This window comes from Desulfurococcaceae archaeon, assembly GCA_038845865.1.
GTDB lineage: Archaea > Thermoproteota > Thermoprotei_A > Sulfolobales > Desulfurococcaceae > UBA285.
The window spans coordinates 32,958-59,828 of record JAWBQJ010000001.1 but is presented as its reverse complement, the minus strand read 5'-3'; the positions used below and the strand labels follow the sequence as shown (position 1 = coordinate 59,828).

28 protein-coding genes and 1 tRNA gene are annotated in these 26,871 nt (G+C 47.2%); 19 read left to right on the top strand and 10 right to left on the bottom strand.

Annotated elements, in window-relative coordinates; genetic code table 11:
• Complete coding sequence (cca, locus tag QXU03_00305; protein MEM2170190.1) at positions 1-1,410, top strand: CCA tRNA nucleotidyltransferase; 1,410 nt, start codon at positions 1-3, stop codon at positions 1,408-1,410.
• Positions 1,353-2,156 (top strand): serine/threonine protein kinase, encoded by an 804-nt coding sequence (locus QXU03_00300; protein ID MEM2170189.1) that lies wholly within the window; start codon positions 1,353-1,355, stop codon positions 2,154-2,156. The genes cca and QXU03_00300 overlap by 58 nt, the downstream gene beginning before the upstream one ends.
• On the opposite strand, the gene QXU03_00295 is transcribed toward QXU03_00300, so the two are convergent.
• Positions 2,119-2,388, bottom strand: coding sequence for a hypothetical protein (locus QXU03_00295; protein ID MEM2170188.1), 270 nt, complete (start codon positions 2,386-2,388; stop codon positions 2,119-2,121). The two genes, QXU03_00300 and QXU03_00295, sit on opposite strands and share 38 nt — an antisense overlap.
• 247 nt (positions 2,389-2,635) lie before the next feature.
• Here QXU03_00295 and QXU03_00290 point away from each other — a divergent pair.
• Positions 2,636-2,740, top strand: a tRNA-Pro gene (locus QXU03_00290).
• Positions 2,741-2,821: 81 nt separating this feature from the next.
• Positions 2,822-3,082, top strand: a complete 261-nt coding sequence (locus QXU03_00285; protein MEM2170187.1) for a hypothetical protein — start codon at positions 2,822-2,824, stop codon at positions 3,080-3,082.
• 304 nt (positions 3,083-3,386) lie between these two features.
• On the opposite strand, the gene QXU03_00280 is transcribed toward QXU03_00285, so the two are convergent.
• Both QXU03_00280 and QXU03_00275 read right to left on the bottom strand, forming a co-directional pair.
• The gene (locus QXU03_00280) at positions 3,387-4,127 is read right to left on the bottom strand and encodes a hypothetical protein (protein MEM2170186.1); all 741 of its coding nucleotides are present in this window, start codon (positions 4,125-4,127) and stop codon (positions 3,387-3,389) included.
• Between the two features lie 298 nt (positions 4,128-4,425).
• Positions 4,426-5,217 (bottom strand): hypothetical protein, encoded by a 792-nt coding sequence (locus QXU03_00275; protein ID MEM2170185.1) that lies wholly within the window; start codon positions 5,215-5,217, stop codon positions 4,426-4,428.
• A gap of 1,030 nt (positions 5,218-6,247) precedes the next feature.
• On the opposite strand from QXU03_00275, the gene QXU03_00270 reads away from it, so the two are divergent.
• On the top strand, positions 6,248-6,895 hold the full coding sequence (locus QXU03_00270; protein MEM2170184.1) for a hypothetical protein: 648 nt from the start codon (positions 6,248-6,250) through the stop codon (positions 6,893-6,895).
• A gap of 156 nt (positions 6,896-7,051) precedes the next feature.
• The gene (locus QXU03_00265) at positions 7,052-7,555 is read left to right on the top strand and encodes a hypothetical protein (protein MEM2170183.1); all 504 of its coding nucleotides are present in this window, start codon (positions 7,052-7,054) and stop codon (positions 7,553-7,555) included.
• A gap of 142 nt (positions 7,556-7,697) precedes the next feature.
• On the opposite strand, the gene QXU03_00260 is transcribed toward QXU03_00265, so the two are convergent.
• Positions 7,698-7,913: a hypothetical protein gene (locus QXU03_00260; protein ID MEM2170182.1), complete on the bottom strand. Its 216-nt coding sequence runs from the start codon at positions 7,911-7,913 to the stop codon at positions 7,698-7,700.
• A gap of 67 nt (positions 7,914-7,980) precedes the next feature.
• Here QXU03_00260 and QXU03_00255 point away from each other — a divergent pair, with 67 nt between their 5' ends.
• The 7 genes from QXU03_00255 to QXU03_00225 all read left to right on the top strand — a co-directional run bounded on the left by QXU03_00255 (position 7,981) and on the right by QXU03_00225 (position 15,428).
• Positions 7,981-9,504 (top strand): ABC transporter substrate-binding protein, encoded by a 1,524-nt coding sequence (locus QXU03_00255; GenBank protein ID MEM2170181.1) that lies wholly within the window; start codon positions 7,981-7,983, stop codon positions 9,502-9,504.
• 213 nt (positions 9,505-9,717) lie between these two features.
• Positions 9,718-10,752, top strand: a complete 1,035-nt coding sequence (locus QXU03_00250) for an ABC transporter permease (GenBank protein MEM2170180.1) — start codon at positions 9,718-9,720, stop codon at positions 10,750-10,752.
• A 2-nt stretch (positions 10,753-10,754) separates the two neighbouring features.
• A complete protein-coding gene (locus QXU03_00245; protein MEM2170179.1) occupies positions 10,755-11,651 on the top strand; it encodes an ABC transporter permease in 897 nt (298 codons plus the stop codon).
• 2 nt (positions 11,652-11,653) lie between these two features.
• Positions 11,654-12,658, top strand: coding sequence for an ABC transporter ATP-binding protein (locus QXU03_00240; protein ID MEM2170178.1), 1,005 nt, complete (start codon positions 11,654-11,656; stop codon positions 12,656-12,658).
• Positions 12,659-12,669: 11 nt separating this feature from the next.
• Positions 12,670-13,686, top strand: coding sequence for an ABC transporter ATP-binding protein (locus tag QXU03_00235; protein MEM2170177.1), 1,017 nt, complete (start codon positions 12,670-12,672; stop codon positions 13,684-13,686).
• 129 nt (positions 13,687-13,815) lie between these two features.
• Positions 13,816-14,541, top strand: a complete 726-nt coding sequence (locus QXU03_00230; GenBank protein MEM2170176.1) for an aspartate/glutamate racemase family protein — start codon at positions 13,816-13,818, stop codon at positions 14,539-14,541.
• A 362-nt stretch (positions 14,542-14,903) separates the two neighbouring features.
• The gene (locus QXU03_00225) at positions 14,904-15,428 is read left to right on the top strand and encodes a THUMP domain-containing protein (protein MEM2170175.1); all 525 of its coding nucleotides are present in this window, start codon (positions 14,904-14,906) and stop codon (positions 15,426-15,428) included.
• Position 15,429: 1 nt separating this feature from the next.
• Here QXU03_00225 and QXU03_00220 read toward each other — a convergent pair whose 3' ends face one another.
• Positions 15,430-16,029, bottom strand: coding sequence for a SagB/ThcOx family dehydrogenase (locus tag QXU03_00220; GenBank protein ID MEM2170174.1), 600 nt, complete (start codon positions 16,027-16,029; stop codon positions 15,430-15,432).
• Between the two features lie 75 nt (positions 16,030-16,104).
• Between QXU03_00220 and QXU03_00215 the strand changes: the two genes are divergently transcribed.
• From QXU03_00215 to QXU03_00200, 4 genes are all read left to right on the top strand, one after another.
• Positions 16,105-16,770: a DUF47 family protein gene (locus QXU03_00215; GenBank protein MEM2170173.1), complete on the top strand. Its 666-nt coding sequence runs from the start codon at positions 16,105-16,107 to the stop codon at positions 16,768-16,770.
• A gap of 74 nt (positions 16,771-16,844) precedes the next feature.
• On the top strand, positions 16,845-17,387 hold the full coding sequence (locus QXU03_00210) for a flavin reductase family protein (protein ID MEM2170172.1): 543 nt from the start codon (positions 16,845-16,847) through the stop codon (positions 17,385-17,387).
• A 72-nt stretch (positions 17,388-17,459) separates the two neighbouring features.
• The gene (locus QXU03_00205) at positions 17,460-18,680 is read left to right on the top strand and encodes a PLP-dependent aminotransferase family protein (GenBank protein MEM2170171.1); all 1,221 of its coding nucleotides are present in this window, start codon (positions 17,460-17,462) and stop codon (positions 18,678-18,680) included.
• A 112-nt stretch (positions 18,681-18,792) separates the two neighbouring features.
• On the top strand, positions 18,793-19,992 hold the full coding sequence (locus QXU03_00200; GenBank protein ID MEM2170170.1) for a pyridoxal-phosphate dependent enzyme: 1,200 nt from the start codon (positions 18,793-18,795) through the stop codon (positions 19,990-19,992).
• Here the strand turns inward: QXU03_00200 and QXU03_00195 are convergent.
• The 4 genes from QXU03_00195 to QXU03_00180 form a co-directional block, all read right to left on the bottom strand.
• Complete coding sequence (locus tag QXU03_00195) at positions 19,989-20,723, bottom strand: HesA/MoeB/ThiF family protein (GenBank protein MEM2170169.1); 735 nt, start codon at positions 20,721-20,723, stop codon at positions 19,989-19,991. The genes QXU03_00200 and QXU03_00195 overlap by 4 nt on opposite strands.
• Positions 20,724-20,846: 123 nt before the next feature.
• Positions 20,847-21,581 carry a hypothetical protein gene (locus QXU03_00190; protein ID MEM2170168.1) on the bottom strand — a complete coding sequence of 245 codons (735 nt, stop codon included), beginning with the start codon at positions 21,579-21,581 and terminating at the stop codon, positions 20,847-20,849.
• Complete coding sequence (locus QXU03_00185) at positions 21,565-22,995, bottom strand: ABC transporter ATP-binding protein (GenBank protein MEM2170167.1); 1,431 nt, start codon at positions 22,993-22,995, stop codon at positions 21,565-21,567. The genes QXU03_00190 and QXU03_00185 overlap by 17 nt, the downstream gene beginning before the upstream one ends.
• A complete protein-coding gene (locus tag QXU03_00180; protein MEM2170166.1) occupies positions 22,992-23,537 on the bottom strand; it encodes a hypothetical protein in 546 nt (181 codons plus the stop codon). Before QXU03_00180 ends, QXU03_00185 begins: the two co-directional genes overlap by 4 nt.
• 181 nt (positions 23,538-23,718) lie before the next feature.
• On the opposite strand from QXU03_00180, the gene QXU03_00175 reads away from it, so the two are divergent.
• Entirely contained in the window at positions 23,719-24,237 is a 519-nt protein-coding gene (locus QXU03_00175; protein MEM2170165.1) for a nitroreductase family protein, read from the top strand.
• Positions 24,238-24,242: 5 nt separating this feature from the next.
• On the opposite strand, the gene QXU03_00170 is transcribed toward QXU03_00175, so the two are convergent.
• Complete coding sequence (locus tag QXU03_00170) at positions 24,243-25,628, bottom strand: rhomboid family intramembrane serine protease (protein MEM2170164.1); 1,386 nt, start codon at positions 25,626-25,628, stop codon at positions 24,243-24,245.
• A 184-nt stretch (positions 25,629-25,812) separates the two neighbouring features.
• Here QXU03_00170 and QXU03_00165 point away from each other — a divergent pair, with 184 nt between their 5' ends.
• Positions 25,813-26,856, top strand: a complete 1,044-nt coding sequence (locus QXU03_00165; protein MEM2170163.1) for a PhoU domain-containing protein — start codon at positions 25,813-25,815, stop codon at positions 26,854-26,856.
• Positions 26,857-26,871: the final 15 nt, after the last annotated feature.

The window sequence follows — 26,871 nt, the reverse complement described above, 5'->3', positions numbered from 1 at the left end:
ATGAGCAAGCTTACGGAGCTAGAGCTACGAGTTCTCTCTAGAATTAGGCCCGCGCGTGAAGAGTACGAGCTCATTTGGAGTACTTGTAGAAGAGTAGTCAATGTGCTTAACGCGGCGTTAAAGAAGCACGGTATAGACGTGGAAGTAACCATTCAAGGTAGCGTGGCACACGATACCTGGCTTTCAGGTGACAGAGACGTAGACGTATTTGTGCTATTCCCCGAAGAGTGGAGTAGAGAGGATATCGAGAGGAAGGGATTCCCCCTACTACTCGAAGCCACGCGGGAACTAGGTCAACACGAATTAAGATACGCCGAACACCCCTACATTCACGTAGTAGTCGAAAATATCGAAATCGATGTAGTACCCGGATTAAGGCTACAAGACCCCACACTAGCTAAAACGGCTGTTGATAGGACTCCCTTTCACACGAAGTACCTTAACAGCGTTTTAACAGATGAGCTCAGGGATCATATAAGGCTGCTCAAAAAGTTCATGAAGGCTATTGGAGTATACGGGGCAGAAGTTAAGACTAGGGGCTTTAGTGGTTACGCCACTGAACTATTAGTCGTGGCTCATGGCGGCTTCAGAGAAGTTTTAGAAGCAGCGTCGAGGTGGAAACCACCGGTCTTTATTAACACCCTGGAAACCGCTTTTTCAGACGACTTCATTAGGGCACTAAGGTCGAAGTACCCCGATTCATGCATTTACATGCCGGACCCGGTAGACCCGTTGAGGAATGTTACAGCTAGTGTCAGCTTAAGGAGCCTCGCAACACTGATTATAGCGTCTAAGTGCTACTTGAAGAGCCCCGACATGGTCTTTTTCGAGGAACCCTCCGAGCTGGGCGTGGATGAGCTACTTAAGGCGTTGAAGAACAGGTGTGTGCTTTTCCTAACCTATAACCTGGAGGAAAAGCTACCACCGGACGTAATATGGGGTGAGGTACAGAGAGTTTCTTCTAGGCTCGTTAAACTACTGGAAGTTTTCGGCGTAAATGTAGTAGACTATTCGTCGTGGACTAATGAGAAAGACGTAGGAGTGGTGGTGGTTGAATTAGGGTCTTGCATTCTCTGGAATTACAAGCATTATCGTGGACCCTGCATAGTTCATGATGACGAAAGACTGGTGAACTTCATCCGTAAACACGTAGGTAAGGGCTATGGACCCTGGATCACGAGCGAAGGTTGCTTGGAGTCCATGGACATTCGTAGCGAAGTCGACATCGTTAAATTGCTCGAGTCTAGGTGGAGCGAGTATACCGTAGCACCACACTTGAAGGCGGTAAAACCAAGTATAGGGGTAGCTAGCAGAGGGCTGATCTTGAAGCTCCTTGAAGAAGGCGCTGGTAGATGGCTCAGAGACTTCATTCTCAAAACCCCGAGCTGGATGGAGAAGTGCACTTTTTGAGAAACCCAAGTACCTACATTAATAGAGTACTCTGCTACCCGAGTAGAGCGTGTAGAGGCTTCGAAGAAAGGTTGAAGATGCTTTTAAACGACGGCTTCATCTACCTCCTCGAAACCGGTAAGAACGTTTTCGGGATTAGAATCCTGGGACGTGGTTACAGCGCCGTTACCGTAGTAGCCTATCATGCAAAATACGGCATTGGCGCGCTAAAAGTTCTTAGGACTGACAGTAGGCGTAATAGCCTTGTCCACGAAGCAGAGATGTTAAAGAATGCCCAACCCTCTGGACTACCACCAAATCTCTACCTCTACAGGGATTTCTACGTTTTCTACGAGCTTCTACCACCGCACACCTGTAAGTCATATACGCGCGTGCTCGAAGAACTCATATTTAGTGGTGGTTTAGAAAGCTTGGTGAATCTACTCAGGAGTACCTTTACGCTACTCTATGCATTAGACTCCCTTAGAATAGATCACACGGAGATAAATAGGCCCCACGGGCACGTGCTCTACTGTGATGGTAAGGTAAAGGTGCTTGACTGGGAGAGCGCGAAGATTACCGAAAGGCCCACCAACCTCACGTCCTTTACTTCATACCTCCTCTACAGGTTCAAGTACGCACAGGGTCTCGAAAAGCTACTAGGGTATAGCAGAGACAGGGTGTTAAAGGCTCTTAGAGAGTACAAAACTACCTATAGCAGAGAGGCCTTCAATGAGCTATTACATTCTCTACTTCCCGAGCGCTAATTTCCACGGGCTTTAACACTTCACTAATTACGCGCGGGGCCGTCGGCCTCACGATAACGTAATCCTTAAAGCTACTTTTAGGTACTTCTAGCACGCGTTTACAGTAAGGGCACACGTGACCTATTAGCTTAATAACCTCTGAAGGCGTGGGCACGCCGATATAGCTTTGCCCCACTCCCTTAAATTCGTAGAGAACATAACCGCAATGCTTACATCTGTACTTCACAGGCATTTTTTAACCTCTAAGCTACCAGCAGATAAATAGAGCAGAAAACTCATTACTAAGTGCTTGCACGAATAACTCATTATATAAGCCAAATAAAGAGCACACAGTAATAGTGAACAGTGTTATTGTAAAACTTAAATAAGTGTTTAAGGAGTTATCGGTAGGATTGTTTAAGTAAGGAGGGGGTTGACCGAAACTAATACTCGATTGCCGAGTCATTTTTATAATCTCTAAAAATTTAGTGTACAGTATGGGGGCCGTCGTCTAGCTTGGCTAGGATGCCGGCCTGGGGGGTTGACCCCCGTAACCAGCAATCCCGGAACGCCGGTGGTCCCGGGTTCAAATCCCGGCGGCCCCACTTGTAGCGTCTAACACTTATAAGCCCTGCTACTATCGTGTTCTCGGGGGTGTTAGTGCTTTGAGTGAAGAGAAGAACGTAATGTTTGTAGTTAAAGTAGGGGAAAAGGAGATTCCAATAGATGAGAACACGCTTAAAATAGTTCGTGAGTACATTAAAACGCCAATGAGCCTTGAAGAGCTTGCCGAGAAGCTTGGGCTTGATAGCTGGGAGGAGGCCTACGAATTTGTAAAGGCACTGCCACTTTGGATAATGTGGACGCCGCCTTCACTCTGGAAATACAGGAAACAATGGGCTATTAGAGAGCTTGAACAACGAGAAAGCTCTCGTTCTCAACAATGAGCCCAAAAACGCCTATAGATCAAAAGCCATTATAGTGGTCCTGTACTCATTGCACGGAATTTCGCGGTTACCAGCGGTCTCGGCGCGATTTCCATGAATTTCCATAACTTAAGATGAACAAGTAAGCCATGATGATCCCTCTCCCGCATACCAATTCCATGAATAGAATTAATTCTAAGGCTTACCATTGAAGGGTTAGTAAAGGCTACGGCTGGGAGGAATAACCACTTTAATGTACTTCAAAGCACTTGTAAGGGTAGCGTAGAGCGGAGAAACGTCCTGGCGCGTTTAAAGCGCAGGTTTACTACTCCTCTCTACTCATTACTATGAAAGCGCTATCGGACTCCTTGTTTACTAGCTTATACATGTAATCTACCGGGTCCCAGGTAGCCCACCGCACCTCAAGCACTTTAAAGCCTGCCTCTTCAATGGCGTCGAATACTATTTCCTTCCTATAAACGGGGTAGGAGTCCTCCTCTATGCCGATGATTTTTCCACGGCTATCTAGAACCTTTACCCTGTACTTGTAAAGCACTCCCCCCTCTATAGGCTCGGCTCTTTCCTCGTCCAGTAAAGCCCTGTAAGTCTCTCCTTTAATCTTAATGCGCACTTCGCGCGGTTCGTTGTAGAGCGTAAAATTATAGTCGGCCACGAAGACTCTATTACCTACTATCCTACCGATGTTTTTCAGTGCTTTTACCATGTCGTTGTACTTGAAGATGGTAAGGAAGTTTATCGCATAGCCGCCATCGAACCCGCCATTAACGTTTACGTCTTCGTCTAGCACATCTAATTTCGCGAAGGGAAGTTTTTTCGCAACTCCGTATCTCCAGTCCTTGGCATCGGTCAACACAACGTCGAAGCCCATTTTTGATAACAAGTAACCGTGTCTTCCAATGCCACATCCGAACTCAATAAGTCTCCTAGCGCCGTACCTGTGGAAAATATCTTTTAACACCTCTACTTCACGCGCAACCCGCCTCCAGCTACAGTAAAGCGCCGCGTATATATGACGGGGAATACCTGTTTGCCAAAGCACGACCACGCCCCATCCCCATAATGTCCCCTGAAATATACAGGTAAGCTTTTTAAATTAATGGCTTGAAGGCTAGCTTATCCACGAATACGGTCTGGCTTCCAATACCTTTAACCGACATACAAGTCACATGGCGTGGGAAATGAAGGGTACAAGAACACGGAAGAGCTTATCTGAGTACTGCATGCATCCGGAACTGGGAATCGTATCTATCAGCTCCTGGCTCTGCATTATACAGGGTAGAGGTGGCACGTCTAAGAAGGCGCGCGTTAGTGTTCCCGCTCATTGTACCGGGTAAGCTCTAGTTCTAGTCGGCTGTACTCCTAGGGGGCTCTAATAGGCGCATTAGGTAAAAGTAGTGCACTGTGCTCTTCTCCGCGTAATCCGGTGGCGGTGTCACTAGACCGCTTGCTTGAATAGGCTTTATCGAGTACACTATTATGTCTAAGCTCAGTTCCCTTTGGCTCGCCTTCTCCGCCTTCTCTAGCTCGTCTAGTATGCGTTTATCCATGCTTCTATAAGCCGTCCTCCGTCTAATTACCTGATCCACTGGTATTTTGATGTTAAATACTCCTGGCTTCTCGAAAATTGGTTTAAGGACGTACATGCTCTTAAATGGCAAGTATTCATCGGGTTTAGTATCAAATACTGCTAGTAGGTATTTGCAGCCTTCCCCAGCGTAGTACTCCAGCCTGAGGAGGCTATTAAGTAGCTTTAATGCGTTAGCGGCCTTGGTTCTCGTAGCGGATCTTTCAATGGGTCTTTGCCTCTTACCGTACATTATGCCTAGGCCTCCGTAGTACTCGACCTCAATCCAGTTCTCCTCGCAAACACCTGCAACACACCACCTTGTGAGCAGTTCTGGTGAAAGCCTCTTTGTTGGTACTCTAAAATATACATCGGCTTTCCTGTTTCCACCACGAGGGTAAGGCTTGTTCAGCTGTATGTACGGTAATAAGTGGAAAAGACCCCTTGACGAAAGCTCCTGGTACAGTGCTACTGCGAACATGAATACTAGTTGTGATTCGTAGAGCTCACCCGGCGATTCAACCGTGCGAAGGTAATCAGGGAGCCTAAAGAATGCGGATTCAATAATCATAGCACATCACTTAAGTCACTATGCGGGGGGACATATATAAGCAGTTAGGTGACAGTACACATAGCTCCGTGCTTTCACGGTCCGGATACATAATTAAGATTCAGGGCTCGGCAAAGATTGGTCTGGCTGTAGGTTCAAGAACTGCTGGTCACGGAAGGAGATGCCGTTAAACACGATGTGCTTAAACGCTCTATCCTCACTTAACGTATTTATACCTCTCGCCAACCACTCCCAGCTCAACTTTGTAATCAGCTGTTATGGGCTCTTTCGATATTAGAACTGACTACACATGACCTACCAAGACTGACTTAAACTTCACGAACACGTGAGAAACTTCCGGTAAAGACTGTCAGTAGCCGGGACTTGTAATTTAGTGCCCCGCGGAGAACTCCCGATCTCCGCTAGATGGATGGTACAATGTTATTAAGAGCACGAATGACGACCTCCCTTTCAATACGGAAAACAGAACGGTACCAGCTACCTCACTATTAGGATATCTCTCAGGCCGTAAAACCGGTAAGGAACTGGGTGTCATGGAGCTCTTCATAAACTATTGGAGAGGTCGACGATCTTGTATTCTTCAAGGAAATGGTACACAGATGTGCCTGCTAAGCATCCATATATGGGGAATTTCAAGTCGAGGATTTAAGTGTAACCTCTACAAGCACGATAAGCCACCTAGTGGAGAGTTTTTGTAGGGCCGGTTCTTGGAACACACGTTGCTTATCTCCCTCTCATTCCCCGGCCTCGCACAATTCTGCAGGGATTCAATGTCAACGTGAATGGAGCCGCCGTAAACGGGTTCGAAACGCAGCCTGTCTTAGAACAAACTTCGAAATAACCTAAAGGCAAAGAATGGTATTTGGCAGTTACTTGGTAGTCCCGCTTACATGTAGCGAAAGACTTTTAATGCCGTTGTTTAGCATGTAAACTCGTGGTCGCAGGGACTGCAGGATCGTCTAAGGAAAAGGGTAAATTACAGATGAAAATTTATAAGCGGATTTTTAATAATTCCTTTGGGTGTAAATGATTGAATTTAAAGAATGGTGAGTTCCTCTTAATACTAGCAACAGTAATTGTAATGACCTTAGCCGTCTTTTCCGTGGTGAATGCTGAGAACTTCGTATTTAAACCGGGGGATTGGATCACCTATAGGTACTCGATTACCGGCAACTTAATGGATGTCAACGTAAATTGCTCGTTTAAAATCAAAGTTGAAATACTCGGCATCGAAGATACTACCATAACATACAGGTTCTCGCTAAGCGAAGTAGAAACCGCAGATCAGATATGTCAAAGTATTGGGCAAGGAGTTGGATCGTCGACTCGAAGCGTAAATACTGCTAAAAGCACACCTGAAAGCATGGAGATCTTCATTGACCCTTCTTACAGCGGAAAGTACAATATAAGCTATGGTAAGGTAGAATACTATAGAGGTGTTTTAAAGTCCGTTGAAGGCGAGAGCTATGGCGCTCAAATTAAAATATCAATAATCGATTCGAGCATCGCAGAACTGTCACCTAGCGGTTCCCTGACATACTTGCTACTAATAGTACTGGCCGTAATGGGCATACTCGTAGCCGTAGTGGCTACTGCAGTGTTTATTTTGGTACGTAAAATTAAAAAAGCGCACGCCCCATCGTTACCTTCGCCACCGCCACTAACTGCGCCTCTGTAACAACTAAGCAATGCTGAATTACAAAGGCTCTCCATACTGGTTTTCGGCTAGCAGAGCGATGCCATCACGGACCGATTGTGCCGCTTAAAAACAAAGTATACGCGCTTGCCAATCATTATAGGGCCCTCTAGTTTATTATATCCCAGGGGTATTTGAATGGGAAAAGTCACGCTTTACTTCACGATACTGTTATTGGTGGTTGCAGTCGTAGTCTTAGGTTTACACCTAGTTAATGTGATCAATATAAACATTAGAGGTACTGTGAACGTGACTACGCCTATAGTGATAGAGCGCGATATCGAACTAGACATAACAACCGAGAAGGGTTCCGAGGTACTTGACCTCGGAGTAGTCGAAATACCGAGAAATGGAACCATACAGGTTAGAGCGCAACTAGTAGAGTGTAGTGGTGACTTTAAACTCTTACTAGATGGTACAATTGAGATGAGATCGGAGAACAGGGTCTACAGGATTAGTATGCCGTGCCTAGCCGGTATCAATGAACCCTGCTACAGGATAATGGCAGTAATACCAGGTTACGACGAGCCAATGCCAATCGAGAAAGGCAAGTACAACATAACGTTAATTCTCAAATGGACTGCTAGTGGTAGAGGGAGCTTCTATTTGAAGATAACCGGTACCTACATTGAGGCAACGTAACACTGAGTTGTTACTGAGACTTTGGCTAAACACCTTGTCGTTCAAGTTAGTGCAGTTACTCAATAGAATTTCCCGTAAGAAGTATCCCAGAACAGGCGATCCAGAGCGAGAAAAGTTTAAATACCTTAGGCTGTAGTATGTTTCAAGGTATAGGTGGCAGGATGAATTTGAGAGGAATAACTACTAAAACCCTAGCTATCATTATAGCTATTATTGTCATTGTTGCTATCGTGGCTGCTGTTATTGTGACTATGCCTCCGGCGGCTCCTCCTACAACACCAACTCCAACACCTACACCCACACCAACACCTACAACTCCAACACCCACACCTACAACACCCACACCCACACCAACCACTCCGCCACCAGCATTGGAATCGATGATAGTTACATCTTGGGCTAACCTGCCCTATTTAGACCCACACGTGGCTCATGACGAGTCTGGAAGAGCTTACATTCATAATGTATACGACACGTTACTTAGCATGGAGTATAGAGGGGGAACGGTAGTCGTCATACCGTGGTTAGCTGAAAGATGGGAGGCAACTGAAGGCGGACTTGTATGGACATTCTACCTAAGAAAGGGAGTGAAATTCCACTACTCTGGAAGAGAGATGACAGCAGACGATGTGGTTTTCTCAATACTAAGAGAGACCATAATGGCCGAGGGCATGGGATACTTGCTGGTTCCGTGGGTAGATGTTAACAAGGTCGTGGCCATAGACAGGTATACAGTTCAAGTCACGCTCAAAAAGCCCTGTGGAGTTTTCGAGTACCTGGCCAGCTACATATATGTAGTTGACAGCGAAGAGGTTAAGAAGAACATAAGGTGCCCCGGACCTTACGGGGAATGGTGTGACTTCGGAAAAGGGTGGTTAATGGAAGGCCACCGAAGTGTTGGTACTGGACCTTACATGCTTGCTGAATACGTTCCCGGATCACACGTATTAATAGTCAAGAACAAGGATTGGTGGGGTACATTCGCGCCGCGCGCTCCCGAAAAAGTAAAGATAGTTGCAATAATAGACCCCGTACCTACACTCACGTTGATGTCAAAACGAGAACTGGACATTTCAACTATATGGCTACCTCCAGAAACATATGAGGAATTAGATAAGATTGAAGGAATCGATGTAGCCCGTCTACGCCTCTACGGCATGTATTACTTAATGATGAACACGAGAAAACCACCCCTGGATGACATCCAGGTTAGGAAGGCGCTATTCTACTTATTCGACTACGACACGTTCCTCAAATTGATGCCTCAGCACGAAAAGGCCACATCAATAGTTCCTTCAAACATGATCGGGGTCTGCCCATTCCCTGAACCGGTAGAGTTCAATATTGAAAAAGCTAGAGAGGAGTTAATGAAATCCAAGTACTGGGGTCAGCTGGACAAGTACCCAATGGATATCACGTGGAGAGCCCCAGTACCCGGAGAGGACAGAGTAGGATACCTGCTTGCAACCGCGGCAGAGCAGGTAGGCCTGAAAATTAATATCGAAAAATTAGATTGGCTATTCGTTGTTGAGGCCATGACGCGCTGGGATACACCAAACGAGATAGAACCCATGTGGATAACTGCAGACTACCCAGAGGCGATATCAATGATATACCTAAGGTGGCACAGCAGCTCTCACGGCACAGTCAATCAGAATGAATGGTTCACCGAGGATATTCAGAAAGAGCTTGATGCGAAAATAGAAGATGCGCTGGCAACTTTGAACAAGGAAGAGAGGCTCCGAAAGACATGCGAATTGATCAGATACATATTCTACCTATACCCATCAATATTCGCTGGAGACTTCATAGGCTTTAAGGCCTATCAGACGTACATAGAATGGCCCTCTGCAAGAGGAGAAATGGTCGGAGTCTTCGGCTGGGACGTAGAGTACTGGAAGATGAATCTAAACCTCGAAGAGAAGGCCCGGCTACTAGGAATGAAATAAAAGGAAAAATAAAAAGGCGATTTTTTATTATACGTTAGTCTTACTCTCAAATCCTACTGTGCCTTTAGTAAAAACCTCTTATCGACAAATTAGGAACTCTTGTGACCCCACCTTCACGCCTTATCCTCTACTTACCCTAGGTACTATCCGGGATAATGTTTTTAAAGCCCTCATATATAGAAGGTGTGGGAAGCCGCTGAGGTAGGTGTAAGTGTGATACGGCACATAAAGAAAATAGTTAAGAGCACCGTGTTCAAAAGGGCCATTGCCTCTCTACTAGCACTATTCGGGCTCTCGCTAATAATATTCACCTTGGCTAGAATCATGCCAGGCGATCCAGCCCGAATGGCCTTGGGGCCGAGGGCCCCCGAGGAAATAGTGCAGAGGTATAGAGAACTGCTACACCTCGATAAGCCTATATATGTCCAATATTACTACTGGATAAGAGACCTATTCCAAGGAAAGCTCGGCATCTCGCTAGCATCTTTCAGAGAAGTAACAGTTGATATAGCTGAATTTCTTCCAGCGACGCTAGAGCTCATGATATTTACAGCAATTATTCAGGTAGCAGGGACGCTCATCTTCGGTACATTGAGTGGTAGCAGACCGGGCTCGATCATAGATGGCGCGCTGAGAGTATTCGCGTATGTTGGGATCTGTATTCCAGCATTTGCATGGGGGCTGATACTACAGTTTATATTTTCCTACACACTCGGGTGGTTCCCAGCTACTGAGAGGCTCTCCCCGGGGATAAGAGTTCCGAGAGTTACTGGTCTGATGACTCTTGACGCCCTAATTAATGGAAACCTAAACGCGTTTGTGGATGCGGTGTGGCACCTCTTCTTGCCTTCACTAGCACTAGCGCTCGGGGCAATGGCACAGGAAGCACGCATATTAAGATCTGCAATGGTAGAAAACATCGGCAAAGACTATGTACTCACCTTCATGTCTCACGGCCTACCTTACAGGACAGTTTACTTTAAGTACGCTCTAAAACCTTCACTAGTTTCAACAATACCCGTCATGGGCCTCGACATAGCTGCATTGATCGCTAACGCGTTCATGGTTGAAACAATATACAACTGGCCGGGACTGTCAAAGTTCGGAATAATGGCTATGTTTAGGAAAGACCTAAACGGCATAGTGGGGGTTGTACTAGTCGCAGGACTGGTGTATAGCATTACCAACATCATTGTGGACGTTATACTAACTCTCGTAGATCCTAGAATTAGGCATGGAGGCGGGTGAGAATGGTGGAGTCTAGAGAGTTATTGTCACTATTTGAAAAGGAAAAGGCGATGAAGAGGGAACGGTTTAAAAGAGCTTGGTACAGGTTCAGTAGGAGTAAACTGGCACTTACAGGCCTTTCAATACTTCTCATATTGATCATATCGGCTGTGTTCGCGGAGTACATCGCACCATATCCCCAGCATGCCGGTATGTACGCGAATTTCAAAGAAAGGTTTCTGCCACCGAGTTCAAGGTACCTTTTAGGGACAGATCACGTGGGGAGAGACATTCTTTCAAGGGTTATTTTCGGATATAGGCTTGCGTTTCTAATGATAGGCATAGTATTAAGCATAGTCCTGCCCACCGGCACGGTACTGGGACTCCTAGCAGGCTACTACAAGGGAAGATGGATCGAACATGTGATCATGAGGCTCGCGGACATGTTCGTATCCATTCCGCCTCTAATACTTGCATTATCAATATGCGCAATACTAGAGCCCAATATCGTGAACGCGATGATCGCTATAACGCTCATGTGGTGGCCTTGGTACACTAGAATGGTGTACTCGATGACGGCGGCAGTCCGCGATGAACCCTACGTATGGGCTGCCAGGGCTCTTGGAATGAGAGACCTCCACATAATGTTCAGGGAGATCTTGCCGAATATTCTAGGCCCTATTTTAACCAAGGCCACATTAGATGCGGCATGGGTATTACTAATGGGGGCCGCTATAAGTTTCCTAGGGCTAGGCGCGCAGCCGCCAACACCCGATCTAGGGACCATGGTATCAGAGTACATGGTATACTTTCCGCGCTACTGGTGGATGATCATAGGCCCCATTGTGGGGATAGCTGTGCTAATAATGGCGCTCAATCTGCTTGGCGATGGACTCCGAGAAGTTTTTGTTGGTGAGTAACTATGAGCATGCCAGAATCAAGCACTCTACTAAAAGTAGAGGATATGCATGTCAAGTACAAAAGCTACTGGTACGTATACCATGTACTAGATGGAGTTTCAATATACGTAAGGCCTGGAGAAAAGGTTGGATTAATAGGGGAGTCGGGGGCTGGAAAAACAACCCTTCTCAAGTCGATACTTAAAATACTACCGCCCCAGGGCAGGATAACCAGTGGCAGGGTACTATACAAGGGTGTGGACCTTCTACGGTGTGCTAGTGACTACCTTCTTGAAATAAGAAGGAAGAAAGTCGGAATGATATTCCAAGACCCGCTCGCAGCACTAAACCCGGTTTTCACTGTGAAAGAGCAAATGCTGGATATACTTAAATATGTATATAGCGGATCAGATTACACGAAGAAAGACCTTGAAAACACCGCCCTAGATCTTTTACGAGAAGTTATGCTACCGGACCCTGAGAGAGTTCTTCACTCATATCCCTTCCAGCTAAGTGGTGGAATGAGACAAAGAGTAGTCATTGCAATGGCTTTAGCGTCAGCACAAGAGCTCCTACTAGCGGACGAGCCTACGACAAACCTAGATGTTACTATACAGGCGCAGATACTGAAACTAATAAACGATCTCGTCGAGAAGAGAGGTTTGAGCATGATATTGGTCTCGCACGCTTTAGGCATGGTACGTGGCATGACCGAGAGGGTGTACGTCATGTATGGTGGAAACATTATTGAAGAGGCATCGTCAACTAAGTTATTTAACGAACCCCTACATCCATATACAAAGCTTCTAGTGGAAAGCGCGCCAAAGATCATCGTTACGAAGCTTGGCGAGGGAATAAGAGGTAATCCACCTGACTACAGGAACCCTCCGCCTGGATGTAGATTTCATACAAGGTGCCCATACGCTACAGAAACATGTAAAAAAATAAAGCCAGTACTAGTTGAAGTAAGTAAAGAGAGGAGCGTTGCCTGCCACCTCTACACGGAGGAGTTAACGAAAAAGATCTGAGGGGTTGGCTCATGAATAGCCTGAGCGAAAAAAGTAATGCCCAGTACCCTGTAATACTCAAAATAGTCAACTTGAAGAAGTATTTCCCTACGCCAAGAGGTACTGTGAAAGCTGTTGATGATATAAGCTTCAATGTACTCGAAGGGGAAACCCTAGCCCTCGTGGGCGAATCTGGATCAGGTAAGACGACGACAGCCCATGTAATTCTAGGAAAGTACACGGCTACAGCCGGTTCGGTACTATATAAGAATACGGAAATAGGCTACATGCCACTAATTAAAAGGCCCCTCTGGCTACGGAGAGAGATTCAAATAGTTTTCCAAGACCCGGCAACATCGCTCAACCCCAAGAAGACTGTCAAAGACATCGTCGAAGTAGCAATAAAGATACATTATCCCAAGTTAGCTAAGCTCGAGAGAACGAGAAAACTCCTAGAACTAGTAGAATATATAGGTTTAACCGAAGACTATCTCTTCAAGCTACCGGGAGAGCTAGGTGGTGGAGAGAAGCAGCTAATAGCACTAGTCCGGGCCCTCGCTACGGATCCGAGGTTCCTAATACTTGATGAACCGACGTCGGCTCTCGACGTATCCGGGCAGTCAAGAATACTAAAAACTCTCTTAAACGTTCAAAGGGATAGAAAGCTCACATATATACTAATAACTCATGACCTTGCCGTGGTTAGAAACATATCACATAGAGTTGCCGTTATGTATTTAGGCAAAATAGTGGAGATGGCACCTACCGAGGAACTCTACAGTAAGCCGCTCCACCCCTATACACAAATGCTCCTCTCATCCATTCCAACGCTCACTGAGGAGGAAAGCAAACTGCTACCAAAGGGCATAGAGTCTAAGGGAGAAATACCGAGCGCGATCAACCCTCCGCCTGGATGTAGATTTCATACAAGGTGCCCATACGCTACAGAAACATGTAAAAAAATAGAGCCTCCAGATATCAACGTGGCCTCTAACGTGCACGTTGTAAAGTGCTGGTTATACGCTGAAGAGAGCAAGGTTAAACCATAGAGAAAGTTTACAGATACATGGTGCCGGCACTAACTTCATTGTGTATTTTATTTTAATTTTATGAATCCTGCATGACGCCACGCAACGCATTGCCTTAAATGCTTAAATAGCATTCTTAACAGAACTGGAATGGGTGGTATTAAAATGCGCATAAAAGTCATTGTTCCCGTGTCTACAGATATCTGGAACAAAATGATAGAGGAAGCTTACAGCAAGCACAAGGACCCCGATACCGAAATAACTATTGTTAACATAAAGAAAGGCCCCGAGTCCATAGAGATGATCTATGACGAGGTCTGGGCGGAGCTTGAAGCCCTCCTAGAAGCCGAGAAAGCGGAAAAAGAAGGCTACGATGCCGTCATAGACTACTGCTTTGGAGACCCCGGCCTCATGGCCATAAAAGAAGCACTAGACATACCCGTCGTGGGTCTGTGCGAACCGAGTATTCACATAGCATCAACGCTTGGAAGAAAATTCTCCGTCGTCAGCGTCGGAGGAATGAAGGCTAAAGGTATGGTGCTGGAAAGGGTTAAGTCATATGGTCTTGAACACAAGTTAGCGAGTGTGAGGCTCGTCGAAATAAAAGTCCTTGACATCAAGAAAGACTTTGATAAGCTGGTTGAAGCACTATACGAAGAAGCCAAGAAAGCGGTTGAAGAGGATGGAGCGGATGTAATAGTACTTGGTTGTGGAAGCCTACTAAACATTGCTGAAATCCTCCAGAAGAGGCTGGGCGTGCCCGTAATAGACCCTGGACTAGCAGCACTGAAATACACCGAGATGCTAGTCAAACTGGGGTTAAAGCAGAGTAAGAAGGCTTATCCCAAGCCCTATGAGAAGAAGAGAACCATGTAGGTTTAGGTTTTGCTAACTTAAGCCAAATTAACACCAACTCCGCGATCGTTCGCTTGGTGAAGTTTTTATGTTTTTAGAGGTATTAGAGGTATTGGTGGTGTTTACTGGTGTAGCTTTCAGCGATTCCGCGCAGTAAGCATGTACCGCGAGAAAAGCCCACATCCACTAGCTAGGCTATCTGGAGTATTTTGACTGTTTTAGGTTCTGTAAACATGGACAATCACGTGCCTGCTACGCGGTTACTGTGAGTTCCGGGCTGAAGAAGGGCGTGGGGAGGCGTCTCAAGGCACGCGGCCGGTACAATTAAAGCATTTAATCTCATGATGAATAACTTAGGACGGTGACCTGGAGGTAGGGTGATTGTGAGCTTTAACATGGTCATAACCCACGAGCAAGGGCTCGATAACTACAGGTTCATTATAAGCAGGCTTAGAAGGGCGGGGTTAGATTACGTTATTGTAGACAAAGGGCCATCAATAATACTTCTAAGGGTGGAAGACCCCTACAAGGCGGTCGAAATATTACGTAATCCCATTAAGGAAATTCCAGTAATATACAGGGTTATACCGGTCGACGCTGTAGTAGACCCTTACGTAGAGGCCGTGGCGAAGAAGGCAGGGGAACTGGCCGAAGCTAAGATCCCGGTAGATAAGACTTTTAGAGTCACGCTACATGGTAGGCTTTACTGGGCTGAAACGAGGCTACCAGTGCACACGATGGACGCTATAAGGGTAATTGCTCATGGCATCAACAGGCAGGTGTCCCTTACACACCCCGACTACGTCGTCTACGTGAGGAGCATTAAGCTATACCATAGGAGGAGGTATGCTACCACCACTGTTACTACTCCTGACATGATTATCGCGACGAAATCTAGTAAACCCTGAGCTACAGTGGCCTACCTACGGGAAATATGTAGAGCACCATGTAATTCTTCCCTAAGCCGAGCAGTTCAGCCACCTCTTTGTCGGAGAACGCCCCAATAGCCACGGTTCCAAGACCCATTTCCGTGGATGCTAGGTATATGTTCTGCCCTATGTGGCCGGCTTCCATGTATATATACCTAAATCCCCGTTCACCATACCAGTTCGTGGTTTTCTCGTACGCGGCGGTTATGACGATGTTGACCGGCGCTTCTCTAACCCATGACTGATCAAGACACGCGTGAGCGAGTTCTCGCGAGTGGTCGCCCTCCTTGATCGGCACGAGCGAGTTGTCCTGATCATTATACTTGTAAACCCCTGGTTTAACTCCCTCGACGTTCTTAATGAAAACGAATACCTCGACGGGGTAAGTGGCACCAGCTGACGGCACGACACGCCTTTTCCTCTCCACTAGCCCGTACGTTGCCCAGAGAATCCTCGAAAGCTCTTCTATTTTCAGTGGCTCCTTTTTGAACTTCCTAACGCTTTTCCTCTTAATGAATAGCTGGAATAGTGGAGTCGACTTATCGGGTTCCGGTAATTTAATCGCTTCCAACGAGTTCACCACTAGAATACTCCGAGTTCATTAAATATAAACTTTAGTTCACATCCACTAGAATTAGGCTGGTTGGTGATTTAAGTGAAGCTTCTACTTTCAGATGTGCTTTCACACGAGCTAATGAAGGATCTGGAAAAGTACGTCGAGCTAGTGGTAAAGGCTACCTCGACGTTTGCAGAAGCCGTTAGACTACTAAACGAGGTTAGGATCGGGGAGGCCCGTGCATCGTTCTCGCATGTAATTAAACTACTTGACGAATCAGGCGCGCTCAAGTCAGCGGTGGAGGATGGGGTTGCGAAGACTAGGCTTGACCCAGGCTTCAAGGAGGAAATGCTGGTCCTGATCAACCTGGTTGACGATGTGGGCGACCACATCAAGGAGGCCTCACGCGAATTCACTATCTTACCATTTCTCGAAATACCCACTCAGCTGAGAACAGGGCTTATTGAGCTTTTAGCCGCCGTGTCAACGATGATCTCCAAGCTCGCAGACATTATAATGTGTTTCATTAAGGGAGACTACGTTAAAGTTGAAAAAATTAACAACGAAATCATAAAGCTCGAAGAAGAGGCCGACCGCTTTGAACTCGAAAATAGGTCGTTACTGCTCTCAATGGGGGATAGGCTAAAACCCCAAGCCATTCAACTACTCGTACACGACCTCAACAATCTACTTGAAAACACCGCGGACCTCTGCGCGAGGGTTGCCAGAAGAACGAGGTTGATCATACTTGCATGGCTTAGCTGAAGTTCAGCATAGCTTATCGAAAAAGCAGCAAAACACCAATCACTTGAAGCCTTTTTAACCGAATACTTTAAGTAATTTTCGGGTGGTTTGCACTGGCTTATAGACTACTATACCCTCTAAGGACGTACCTGGTTGTATCCGGGAAGCTCGGTGAAGAGGTAAATGTGATGGCAGCCGACTGGGTAACGGTCGTTTCGGCCCAACCTTTCATGGTCGCCGTATCCATTGCGCCTGCTCGTTATACCTACAAGCTGGTTAAGAAGTACGGTGAGTTCGTAATAAGCGTTCCAAGCGTAGAAATGCTCAATGACGTTTGGGTAGCTGGGTCTGAACGCGGCCCTCAAAAGCTTAAAAAGATGGGCTTCGAGCTCTCACAGGCAAGCAGGGTTCAAGTACCCATTATAAAGAACGCGCTTGCGAACCTAGAATGCCGGGTTGTGAATGAGCATCATTATGGAGACCATGTTCTCTTCATATGCGAGGTCTTAGCGTATCACTACAGAGAAGGCGCGTTTAAAGACAACGAGCCACAGCTAAGTGCCGGCTTCCTAGCGCACATAGCACGGAATAAATTCGCCACCTTTACGGAGAAGGTACTCTACCCTGAAGCACAGTAAGTTTTACACATCTGCATTAAAGGAGAAAGCTATTTTACTTTACAGGCGGTTATGTTTCACACGGGGAAGTACTTGGCTAGGCCAGATTACTACAAGTTCTTTAGTAGTAGGCTGAACTTTATCGAACCCAGCCCTATACGAGAGATGGTCTCAAAAATTGCGAAAAAATCCCGGGAAGCCAGGGTAATCAGCTTTGCAGCTGGCGACCCCGATCCCGACGTGATACCGAGAAAGATGTACGCTGAAATATCTAAAGAGGCGTTTGAAACGGAGAAGAGGTCGGTTATATACTCCCCAACAGAGGGCATACCGGAACTGAGGGAGGAAACAGCCAAGTTCATGAGCAACGTCGAGGGTGTAAACACTTCACCCGATAACATCTTAATAACTCTTGGTGGAAGCCAGGCACTGGACCTTATTGGAAGGATGTTATTTGATCCCGGAGATATCGTGATCGTGGAAAACCCGTCATACGTGAACACTATTTTAACGTGGAGGCAATACGGTGTCCGTATACTGGGTATACCGATGGATGAAGACGGCATGAAGGTGCACGTCCTAGAAGAGACCTTAAAAGAACTTAGGAGCGAGGGCAAGATCGCCAAGTTAGTATACACCATTCCAACAGGGCAGAACCCCACCGGCATAACCATGGCCATGGATAGGCGCAAGTACCTGTTAGAACTGGCAAGCACTTACGACCTACTAGTAGTAGAGGATGGTGCGTACAACTACCTAGTCTACGAGCCCCTAGAACTGAGGTCTATCAAGTCAATGGACAGGGAGGAGAGGGTAATATTCGTGGGTACCTACAGCAAGATCTTTGGGACGGGCTTGAGGGTAGGCTGGTTACTATTACCTAGCGGAATGGTGGAGAAGTTTAAAGCCGCTAAAGGCCCAACAGACATGTGCGCGCCGGTACCTTCACAATTTATAGTTTACGGCTTGTTGAAAAAAGGCCTCTTCGAGCAGATCAGGAATCATGCCATAAAGGCCTACAAAGAAAAGCGAGACCTCATGATCAAGGCCCTCGAAGACCACATGCCTGGGCTCAAACACACAACGCCTATTGCGGGAATGTTTGTGTTCCTCTGGTTACCGGAGCACGTCAATGGCTGGAGATTTGCCGAAGAGGCACTGGAGAAATACGCAGTTGCGACCATACCCGGTGCACCCTTCTATACTGATGGAAGCGGTAAAAGCTCCCTGAGACTAAACTTCTCCCTAGCACCGAAAGACATGATCGAGGAGGGTGTGAGGCGCTTAGGGGCTTTACTAAGAGAACTAGTGTAGCCGCTCCTGCTTCGGTTTCCCTCGGTGAGCAGCATAGCTGTTTTTATAACCCGGCATGCCGCAGTTATATGCTTAGAGACCTGGGCATTTCAGGGGTTCTTGTTTGAAGAAGGTGTTGCTTAGTAGTGTACGTGGAGAGCTACTCCCACTTGAAAAGTACATCCACGTACTCGGAGACGTAATCAGAGAATGGAGTGCTCCACCTGTACACGTAAATGAAGACAACACCGTCATGGATAACTTGGAAACGTACAATGCGCTGTGGGCGCTCGGTCCACGCTTCATACCAGTGAAGGATGCCCAGAGCGGGCCCCTTGAGCGGATCTCATTAAATGAACTCGACCTCTACTACGAGCTGGAGGCGTGGAATCCGAGAGTCTATGATAATGTAGTTGAGCTCGTTAGCAGGGACATACCAACACCAATGGTTAAGTTAAAGTCTCTCAGTACGGGCAATGTAGTAGTGTGGGCTAAGCTTGAATGGTACCATCCGTTTAGTTTGAGCATTAAGGATAGGGTAGCCTGGTACATGCTCACCAGCGCCATTGAGCGGGGCTTTATTAAGAGCAATGTTTTATACGAGCCCACATCTACGAACACGGGGCTCGGGCTCGTAGGACTTGCAAATTACTACAACCTCAAGACCCGGGTTTACTTGCCGTCAACTACGCAGAAATGCATAGACTACCTCTTCGTAGCTATGGGCGCCGAAGTTGTCAGGAAAAACACTCCAATAACGACGGCAATGATAGACTCGGTGATCTTGGACGCCGCGAGAAACGGCGCAGTAGTTCTGAACCAGTTTGAAAACGACTTAAACTTCATAGTCCACTTGAAGTACACGACCAAGGAAGTGGATTACCAGCTGGCGAGCAGAGGTAGAAGGCCTAAGGTTGTGATCGGAGGCCTCGGCACTTCAGGCCATCTCTCAGCCCTTTCGTTCTACTTCAAGAACAAATACGGAGATGTAAGGGTGTATGGGGTTCAGCCAAGGCCTGGCTCGCTCATACCTGGTATACGGAGAGTCGAGACCGGGATGAAGTGGGTGCGCCTGGTCGAGGTGGACAAGATCATCGACGTGTCCCTGGAAGATGCATTCGAGGCCGTTCTATACGTAGCTAGGAGAGACGGCATCCTCGTAGGTCTCAGTGCCGGCGCTGTGCTATACGCAACAAAGACCCTCATCGAAAACAACGAGATAGAAGGCGACGTTGTGGTCGTGGTACCTGATCACGGTACCAAGTACGTAGAATTGATGGAGCATCTGCTGGAAAAGATGTGTCCAGATGTCCCGGTTACGAGTATAGCTTAGCTTAAACCACCGCACACGGGGCAGTTCGGATTCCTGGAGATGGTTACTTCTCGGAACTCCATCGTGTAACCGTTATACACTATTAGCCTGTTTAACGCTGGCTCACCGTAACCCGTTAAGATCTTTATCGCCTCCGTGACCTGGATCATCGCTAGGAGCCCCGGTGTGGTGCCCAGCACCGGGAGGGGCCCCCTCTCGGGGGGTTCCTTAACCATAACGCACTGTAGGCAAGGCGTAATTCCGGGCACCACTACTAGTAACTGACCGTAGACTCCGTAAACACCTGCGTGTATTAGTGGTTTGCGGTGCTTTACGCAGATCCTATTTAGCATGAACCTGGTTTTCCAGTTGTCCAGCCCATCTATAACCAGGTCTGCTTCGTGCACGAGCTGATCTAGCAGTTCTTCGTCCGCTCTCCTCGAGTAGCCCCTGATCCTCACGTTCGGGTTGAGCTCACGTAGTTTTTCGGACGCTGATTCAACCTTGAACTTACCAATGTCACGTGTCCAGTAGAGTACTTGCCTATTTAGGTTGCTCAGCTCCACTCTCTCGGAGTCGACTAGAATAACTTCGCCTATTCCCGTTGCTACCAGGTAGAGGGCGGCCGGCGAGCCGAGACCCCCGACACCCACTACTAGGACCCTGGACTTCTTGAGCTTTTCCTGGCCTTCCACGCCAAACAGCCTGATCTGCCTATCGTAGCGTTCTAATTCCTCACTGCTGAGAGCCAAATCAAAACACCACCCACACTTCTACACCAATAGCGATAATTTATTTATCCCCTAACGCTTTAAACATGGCTAGATGATGAAGCCCTGCCGCTAGCGAGGTAATGAGCTCTGAACCCTAACTGATCATGGCGACAACGGCACGTACTCCAACATGGTGAAGGCGGCTATGACGGGCACAGCAATAGAATACAATAACAGGTCCTTTCTCTTAAGCAACGTCAAATCAGCCTCGTAGAAGACGCCGTACAATAAATGTGATTCAAGAAGACTCCTCGCATTATACAGGGATAGGAGTACCAGTGGTACGACGACCCTGTGCAGTTTCCTACCCCCATATTTCAGTTTAATTGTTGTAAAGGCCTCGGACGCGTAGTAAATAGTTACCGGTATTTGAGATATTACTAGGGAGAACAGTAGCGCGTACTTCTTGGAACCGAGGAGGGCGAAAACCCGCCTCCACTCCTTGAGGGATAGCAACTGGAATAGTAGTGAAAATGCGAGGAAAAATGCCAGTAACGCAACAGCACCTAGTAGAATCGAAGCGGGCTCGGGAGCGGCCCAGCCCACGAAGTAGCTAGCGCAAAAGATTGCCGTTCCAACGGCAATGAATAGCATTACGAGCTTAAGGGCGGCTATTAATGGGCGGAAACCGCGAAAATAGGAGACAACGATGAGCTCTAGCGCTAACACTAGTGAAAGTCTGATGGCCTCTACTAATATGCTCTTCGAGAGTAACCTAGCCAGGAAAGCTAGAGTTACAGCGGTTAAAGCAACTAAAATGCGCGATAGGGTACTAGAATTCTCTAACTTCTTAGCGTACGTAAACACGTACGAGAAATCTCTAATAGCTGATGCCATGTTTAAGCGCCTCGTAGAACTGCGCAGCATATTGTAGCGGGTACTTCGAGCTACCTGATAGCTCTGCGAGTAAACCGTTTTCAAGCTTGTAAGTCTTAGTCCACACCCCTCTCTGGTACGCGTCCAGCGTACTGGTGGTCACTATGAAGGTGTTCACCGAGTCTTTCAGGTACTCTAGTAACTTAACCCTATCGCTGTACGTTAAGCCTGAAAACGGCTCATCAATTAATAGTATTTTGGCCCCGGCCGTCTGGGCTAGGACCACGGAAAGCTTTACCATCTGACCGTGGCTCAGATTGAACGGTGATTGCTGCAAGTCTACTCCCAGCGCTTTAATTCTCTCCTTACCTTCGCTTATACATGCTTCTCCGCGCTTTCTCGCTTTACAGATCTCTCTGAGTTCCTTTTCAACAGTTTCCTCGGTATAGAAGAGGATGATGTTTTGGGGTATGTACATGACCTCGTAATACCTCTTAACAGTGCCCTCTCGCGGCTTCAAGTAACCGGCAATTACCTTGAGCAAGGTCGTCTTGCCACTACCGTTCAAGCCGTATATAAGTACGGAGTCTGCTTCACGTACTTCCAAGTTCACGCCGCGCAGAACAGGATTACTACCGTAAGAGTAGCATACACGTTGCAATTCGAGGACCGTTCTACCGGTACTCGTGCGCTTCACCGCTAACTCGGATACAGGGTTTAACCGCATCTTGATAAGCTTGAGAGCGAGCTCCGTGACGTCGCGCAGTACACCACGCTCCAGCAAGTAAACCCTGTCCACGCCTCTTATAACCGGTAGAAACCTGTGCTCAAAGATTATGACGGACTTGCCAAGCCTCCTCAGTAGCCCGAGAAGATCTAAGAATTCGTTGACGCCACTATCATCGAGCCACATTAGCGGCTCGTCGAATAGTAGTAAGATGGGGTCCGACACGAGCGTCTTTGCGACGAGTACGCGGCGCGCCTCTCCACCGGATAACTCGTAGAAATACCTGTCGAGGAGCTCGTGCACGCCGGTAGCTTCAATTACCTTTTTTACAGCTCTTTCAGCCCGCTCCTGGGAGCCGTGGACTCTTAACGCGTAGTTGAGTAGATCCTCCCGCACGAGCGGCTCTGTAAAGTACGAGTAGGGGTTTTGCCCTATAACATGAACTAGCCTAGTCAGCTCGTTTATGTCTATATCCTCAATTCTTCTACCAAGGATCCGGATGGTGCCAGAGAGCTCTCCCTCGTAGATGAGCGTCCCCATCTTGGTTAAAATACGAGTAAGAGTGGTTTTACCTGAACCAGTATCACCGACGATTAATACGTGCTCTCTGCGTAATACGGTTAAGTTGACCCCCCTTAGTACGGGGCCCCCTCTCGGGTATTTAAAGTAGATGTTCCTCGCATCAAGCACCGGTACTTCAATATTCATCGCAAAAACCCCGCTCTCTTCAAGACACCATATATCAGTAGTGAGAGCGGGGCAACTATTAACGCTAACGTTGCATTGAATACCGCTATGTGCGGCATGAGGGCGAGAGTCTTAGCATACGCGTCTTCAAGGGTCTTAGCCCACCGTGCCCAGAGAAGCCAGTACGGTGTTATGGCGTAATTCATCGCGGCCATTACAAGTATTCGTGAAATAACAGCACAAGATACTGCGAGTATGCTAGTCTTCTTGGAGTCTGCCTTTCTACGAATGAGTGCCAGCGGCGTAAACGTGGACGCCTCCGCAACGCACTTCATAGCCATTCCAATGGGATCCGCGCCCATTAGTAAGTGTAGCACGAAGTAAACCATTAGAGATATCGGCGTGTACTTTAAAGATATGAACCCTATGAGCGCCAATGGTATTCCTGATATGTCGTACTTCAAGAAAGGTGCCGGTGGATACGGGACTTCAAAGGACCTTAATTTAAGTACCGTTGCCAGCGCCGTTAAGCTGACGACGTACGTTAACGTCAATGAATTCATCAATAACACACTTGAGTTGCCCCGGCCTGAACGGGCCATGCAAATCACCGGGAATAGTGTAACCTGCCGTTAAGGGCTTTAAAGTTCACGAAACAGTTAAGTTTAAAAAAGCCCTAGCTAATCATTAGCTATTTAAGGTTCTTCGCCCCGCTCGCACAAGTCTAAGTGGAGGTGCCACTGCGTGGAAGCCCACTTGGAGTTTTTAAAGTCTAGAAGAAGTATCAGGAAGTTTCGATCGGAGCCGCCGCCGAGAGACCTGATCTTGAAGGCAGTTGATGCTGCTAGATTTGCTCCAAGCGCCAAGAACAGCCAGCCCTGGAGATTCATCGTCGTAGAAGACCCCCAGGTAAAGAATAAACTCGCGAACATACATCCCTCCGCAAAACCCCTTAAAGAATCACCACTAGCAGTAGTCGTAGTCTGCCACGTAGACGAGTCACCGGTGTCATATATGCTTGACTGTGCAAACGCAACTGTGTACCTCTTACTGGCACTACACGCCGTGGGCTTGGGAGCGGTGTGGATACAGGCTCTGAGGAATATTGAGGAAATCAGGCAAGCACTCGAAATACCCAACAACGCCATTCCAGTTGCGATAATAGCTGTGGGTTATCCCAATGAATCCCCTTCAACGAGGCCTAGAAAGCCTTTAAATGAACTGGTATATCTAAACAAGTATGGAAATAAGGCATTAAAATGAAAGCATCAAATGTAGGGAAAAATTTCCGGTAGGCTTGACTGTGAGAAGACGGCAACCTCCTCTCCGCGTATTACAGCCGATATGCCGAAAACGCACATGGCCATGGCGATCATGGATAGCGCGGTGAAGAGCACTAGGTTGACTGTATGAGCACTAATGACAAAGCTTAGTTCGACGTTTTCGAGCCTGGCTCCTCCCCGAGTTATCAGTACTATTGCCGTTTCCATGGTGCCCTTCATGTATACCGCAACACCGCGCCCGTCATACTCAGCCCTGTCAACATTCAACTCGACCTTAACCGGTATGTTATTTACCGGCACGGTGTAGCTATAATATGACCTGAGTATCACGCTGTTCAAGTAGCTCGTATTATGGAGCACGGGGCCAAGCCTATTCAGCAGTACTCTCACTAATGCGTATGGGTATGAGCTGTCATAGATCTGAGGGCCCATAATTACAACTTCATCGTCAATCACTCCCAGTAATACTTGATCGTTTTGCACTCCATTGGTAGTAGCGCCTACGGTTATGTCCAGTGCATATAGTGTGGAGCCTGTATACTTGTATGCAGTGTAGGCTCCGTAAAGGAAGCCGGCAATCACCCCTACTAGGAGCAATGCAAGTACGACCTTCGTACCGGTTCCAATGCCTCTGGGCCTGGTCAGCTGTATACCGTACAGCTCTGCAAAATACCTGTACACGTAGTCCAGGTGCCTCGGTCTACGTGTAATTCCCCTCACGAGTAACGGTGCTAGTGCAAGGCCCATTACGAAGCCACCTATGTGTGCAAAATACGCAACACCTCCTAGTTTCATGTAGCCGTAGATTACTTGCTCGGCAAACCATATTACTAGAAACGCCGATGCCGGTAACCTAAAGCAGAAGGGTATTAGGAAGTAAAAAGTGCACATTACAAACTTCGTGTAAGGTAGCATGAGCAGGTACGTTCCTAGAACGCCACTTATAGCTCCCGAGGCCCCAACGGCGGGTACTGTTAGTGCATCATAGCCTCCGACCGGTATAAACGCTACGTGGAAAAGTACTGCTGAAAAGCCCGATAAGAAGTAAAGAGCGAGCATTTTCTTTGGGCCTAGAAAACCCTCTATCCTCGAACCAAATAACCAGAGAAAATACATGTTGAAGAATATGTGGAAGAGGTCTGCGTGTATGAACATGCTGGTAAATACCCTCGTGAAGGCTTCCAGCGGGTTTGAAAACAAGTAAACAGGCTTAAAGCCGTACGTTAGCACGCTTTCCATGGACGACTGTAAAAGTGGTATTTCAGATCCAATGCTTGTATACAAGTAGACTAGGACATTCATCACGATCAGCAGGCTCGTAATCACCGGTTTATACCGGCCGCGAACGCCCTCTCCCGGAAGTATAGCCACTATGCACGCACCTTGATGTAGTATCGGGCTGTGTAGTAATTAGAAGAAAAATACTTATAAATATGAGAGCATCAACCGTTATAAACACTACTTTTATAAGCCTACTTATAAATCAATTATTCGTGGTATATAGTGTTTTCAATGCGCTATTTAGAGCTTAATCACACTCGTGCTGGTGTCGTGCTTGGCGAGATATATTAGGAAAATCCAATTTACCGGTAAATCGACGTATATCGTGTCACTACCGAAAAAATGGGTACTTCAGCACGGTCTACTACCTGGTAGCCAGGTAGTAGTTGAAGAGACGGATTCTTACGTGGTGATCAAGCCCTTTAAGTCAGGTGAGGGCGGGCAGGAGAGGATTGCCCTTATCACGGTTTCCGAGAGCGATACCCCCGAGTCGGTTACTAGGAGAATTATTGGTGCTTACGTAATGGGCTACGACAAGGTAGTAATCAAGGCGAGCGGCTTTATTACGCCGGTACTTCGTAATGCAGTACGCGAGGTAGTGCTTAACAAACTGCCCGGTACCGAGATCATCGGCGAGGACCGGTCGGAGATACAGGTACAGGTACTTCTCAGTGCTAGGAAGGCCCCGCTAGTAGATGCTATTAAGAGGCTTGCTAGGGTCGTGCAATCTGTTCTCCGTGATGCCTGTAGTGTTGTTGAAAGCGGAGATGTAAAGATGGCCCAGGAAATAGCGAGAGAGGACGATAGCATTGACAGGGTGTTCTTCTACGTCGTCAGGCTGATCAACCAGGTGACCAGTGGAAGCGTCGAGAAGGAGGCCGTTGCAAACGGCGTGGAGCTAATTACGTACAGAGTTTTAAGCAAGTTACTTGAGAGGATAGGAGATCATGCTACTAACATTGCAGTGAACGCGACCGAGCTCATAGAGCGCAAGGACCTGCTAAGGAGTGTGAACACTCTATGCATAGAGTCCCTCGAAGTATACGGCATGGCCATAGAGGCGTTTTTCGAAAAGAACCCACTTGCTATCGAAGAGATAGCCTCCCGTGCTCGGCAACTAAAGAGATCGGAAGAACAGCTTCTCGGTTCGGTGATTCAGATCCTTAAACCAGGCGAGCTTATCTCTCTTAGAATGCTACTTGAAAGCATTAGGAGGGTGGCAGAGTACTCAAAAGACATAGGCGAGTTAACGCTCGACATCAGTATCGACAAAGTAGTGGTACAGCAACAAGTACCCGTTAAAGAACTAGCTAAATGAGTATCTCTTCCAGCG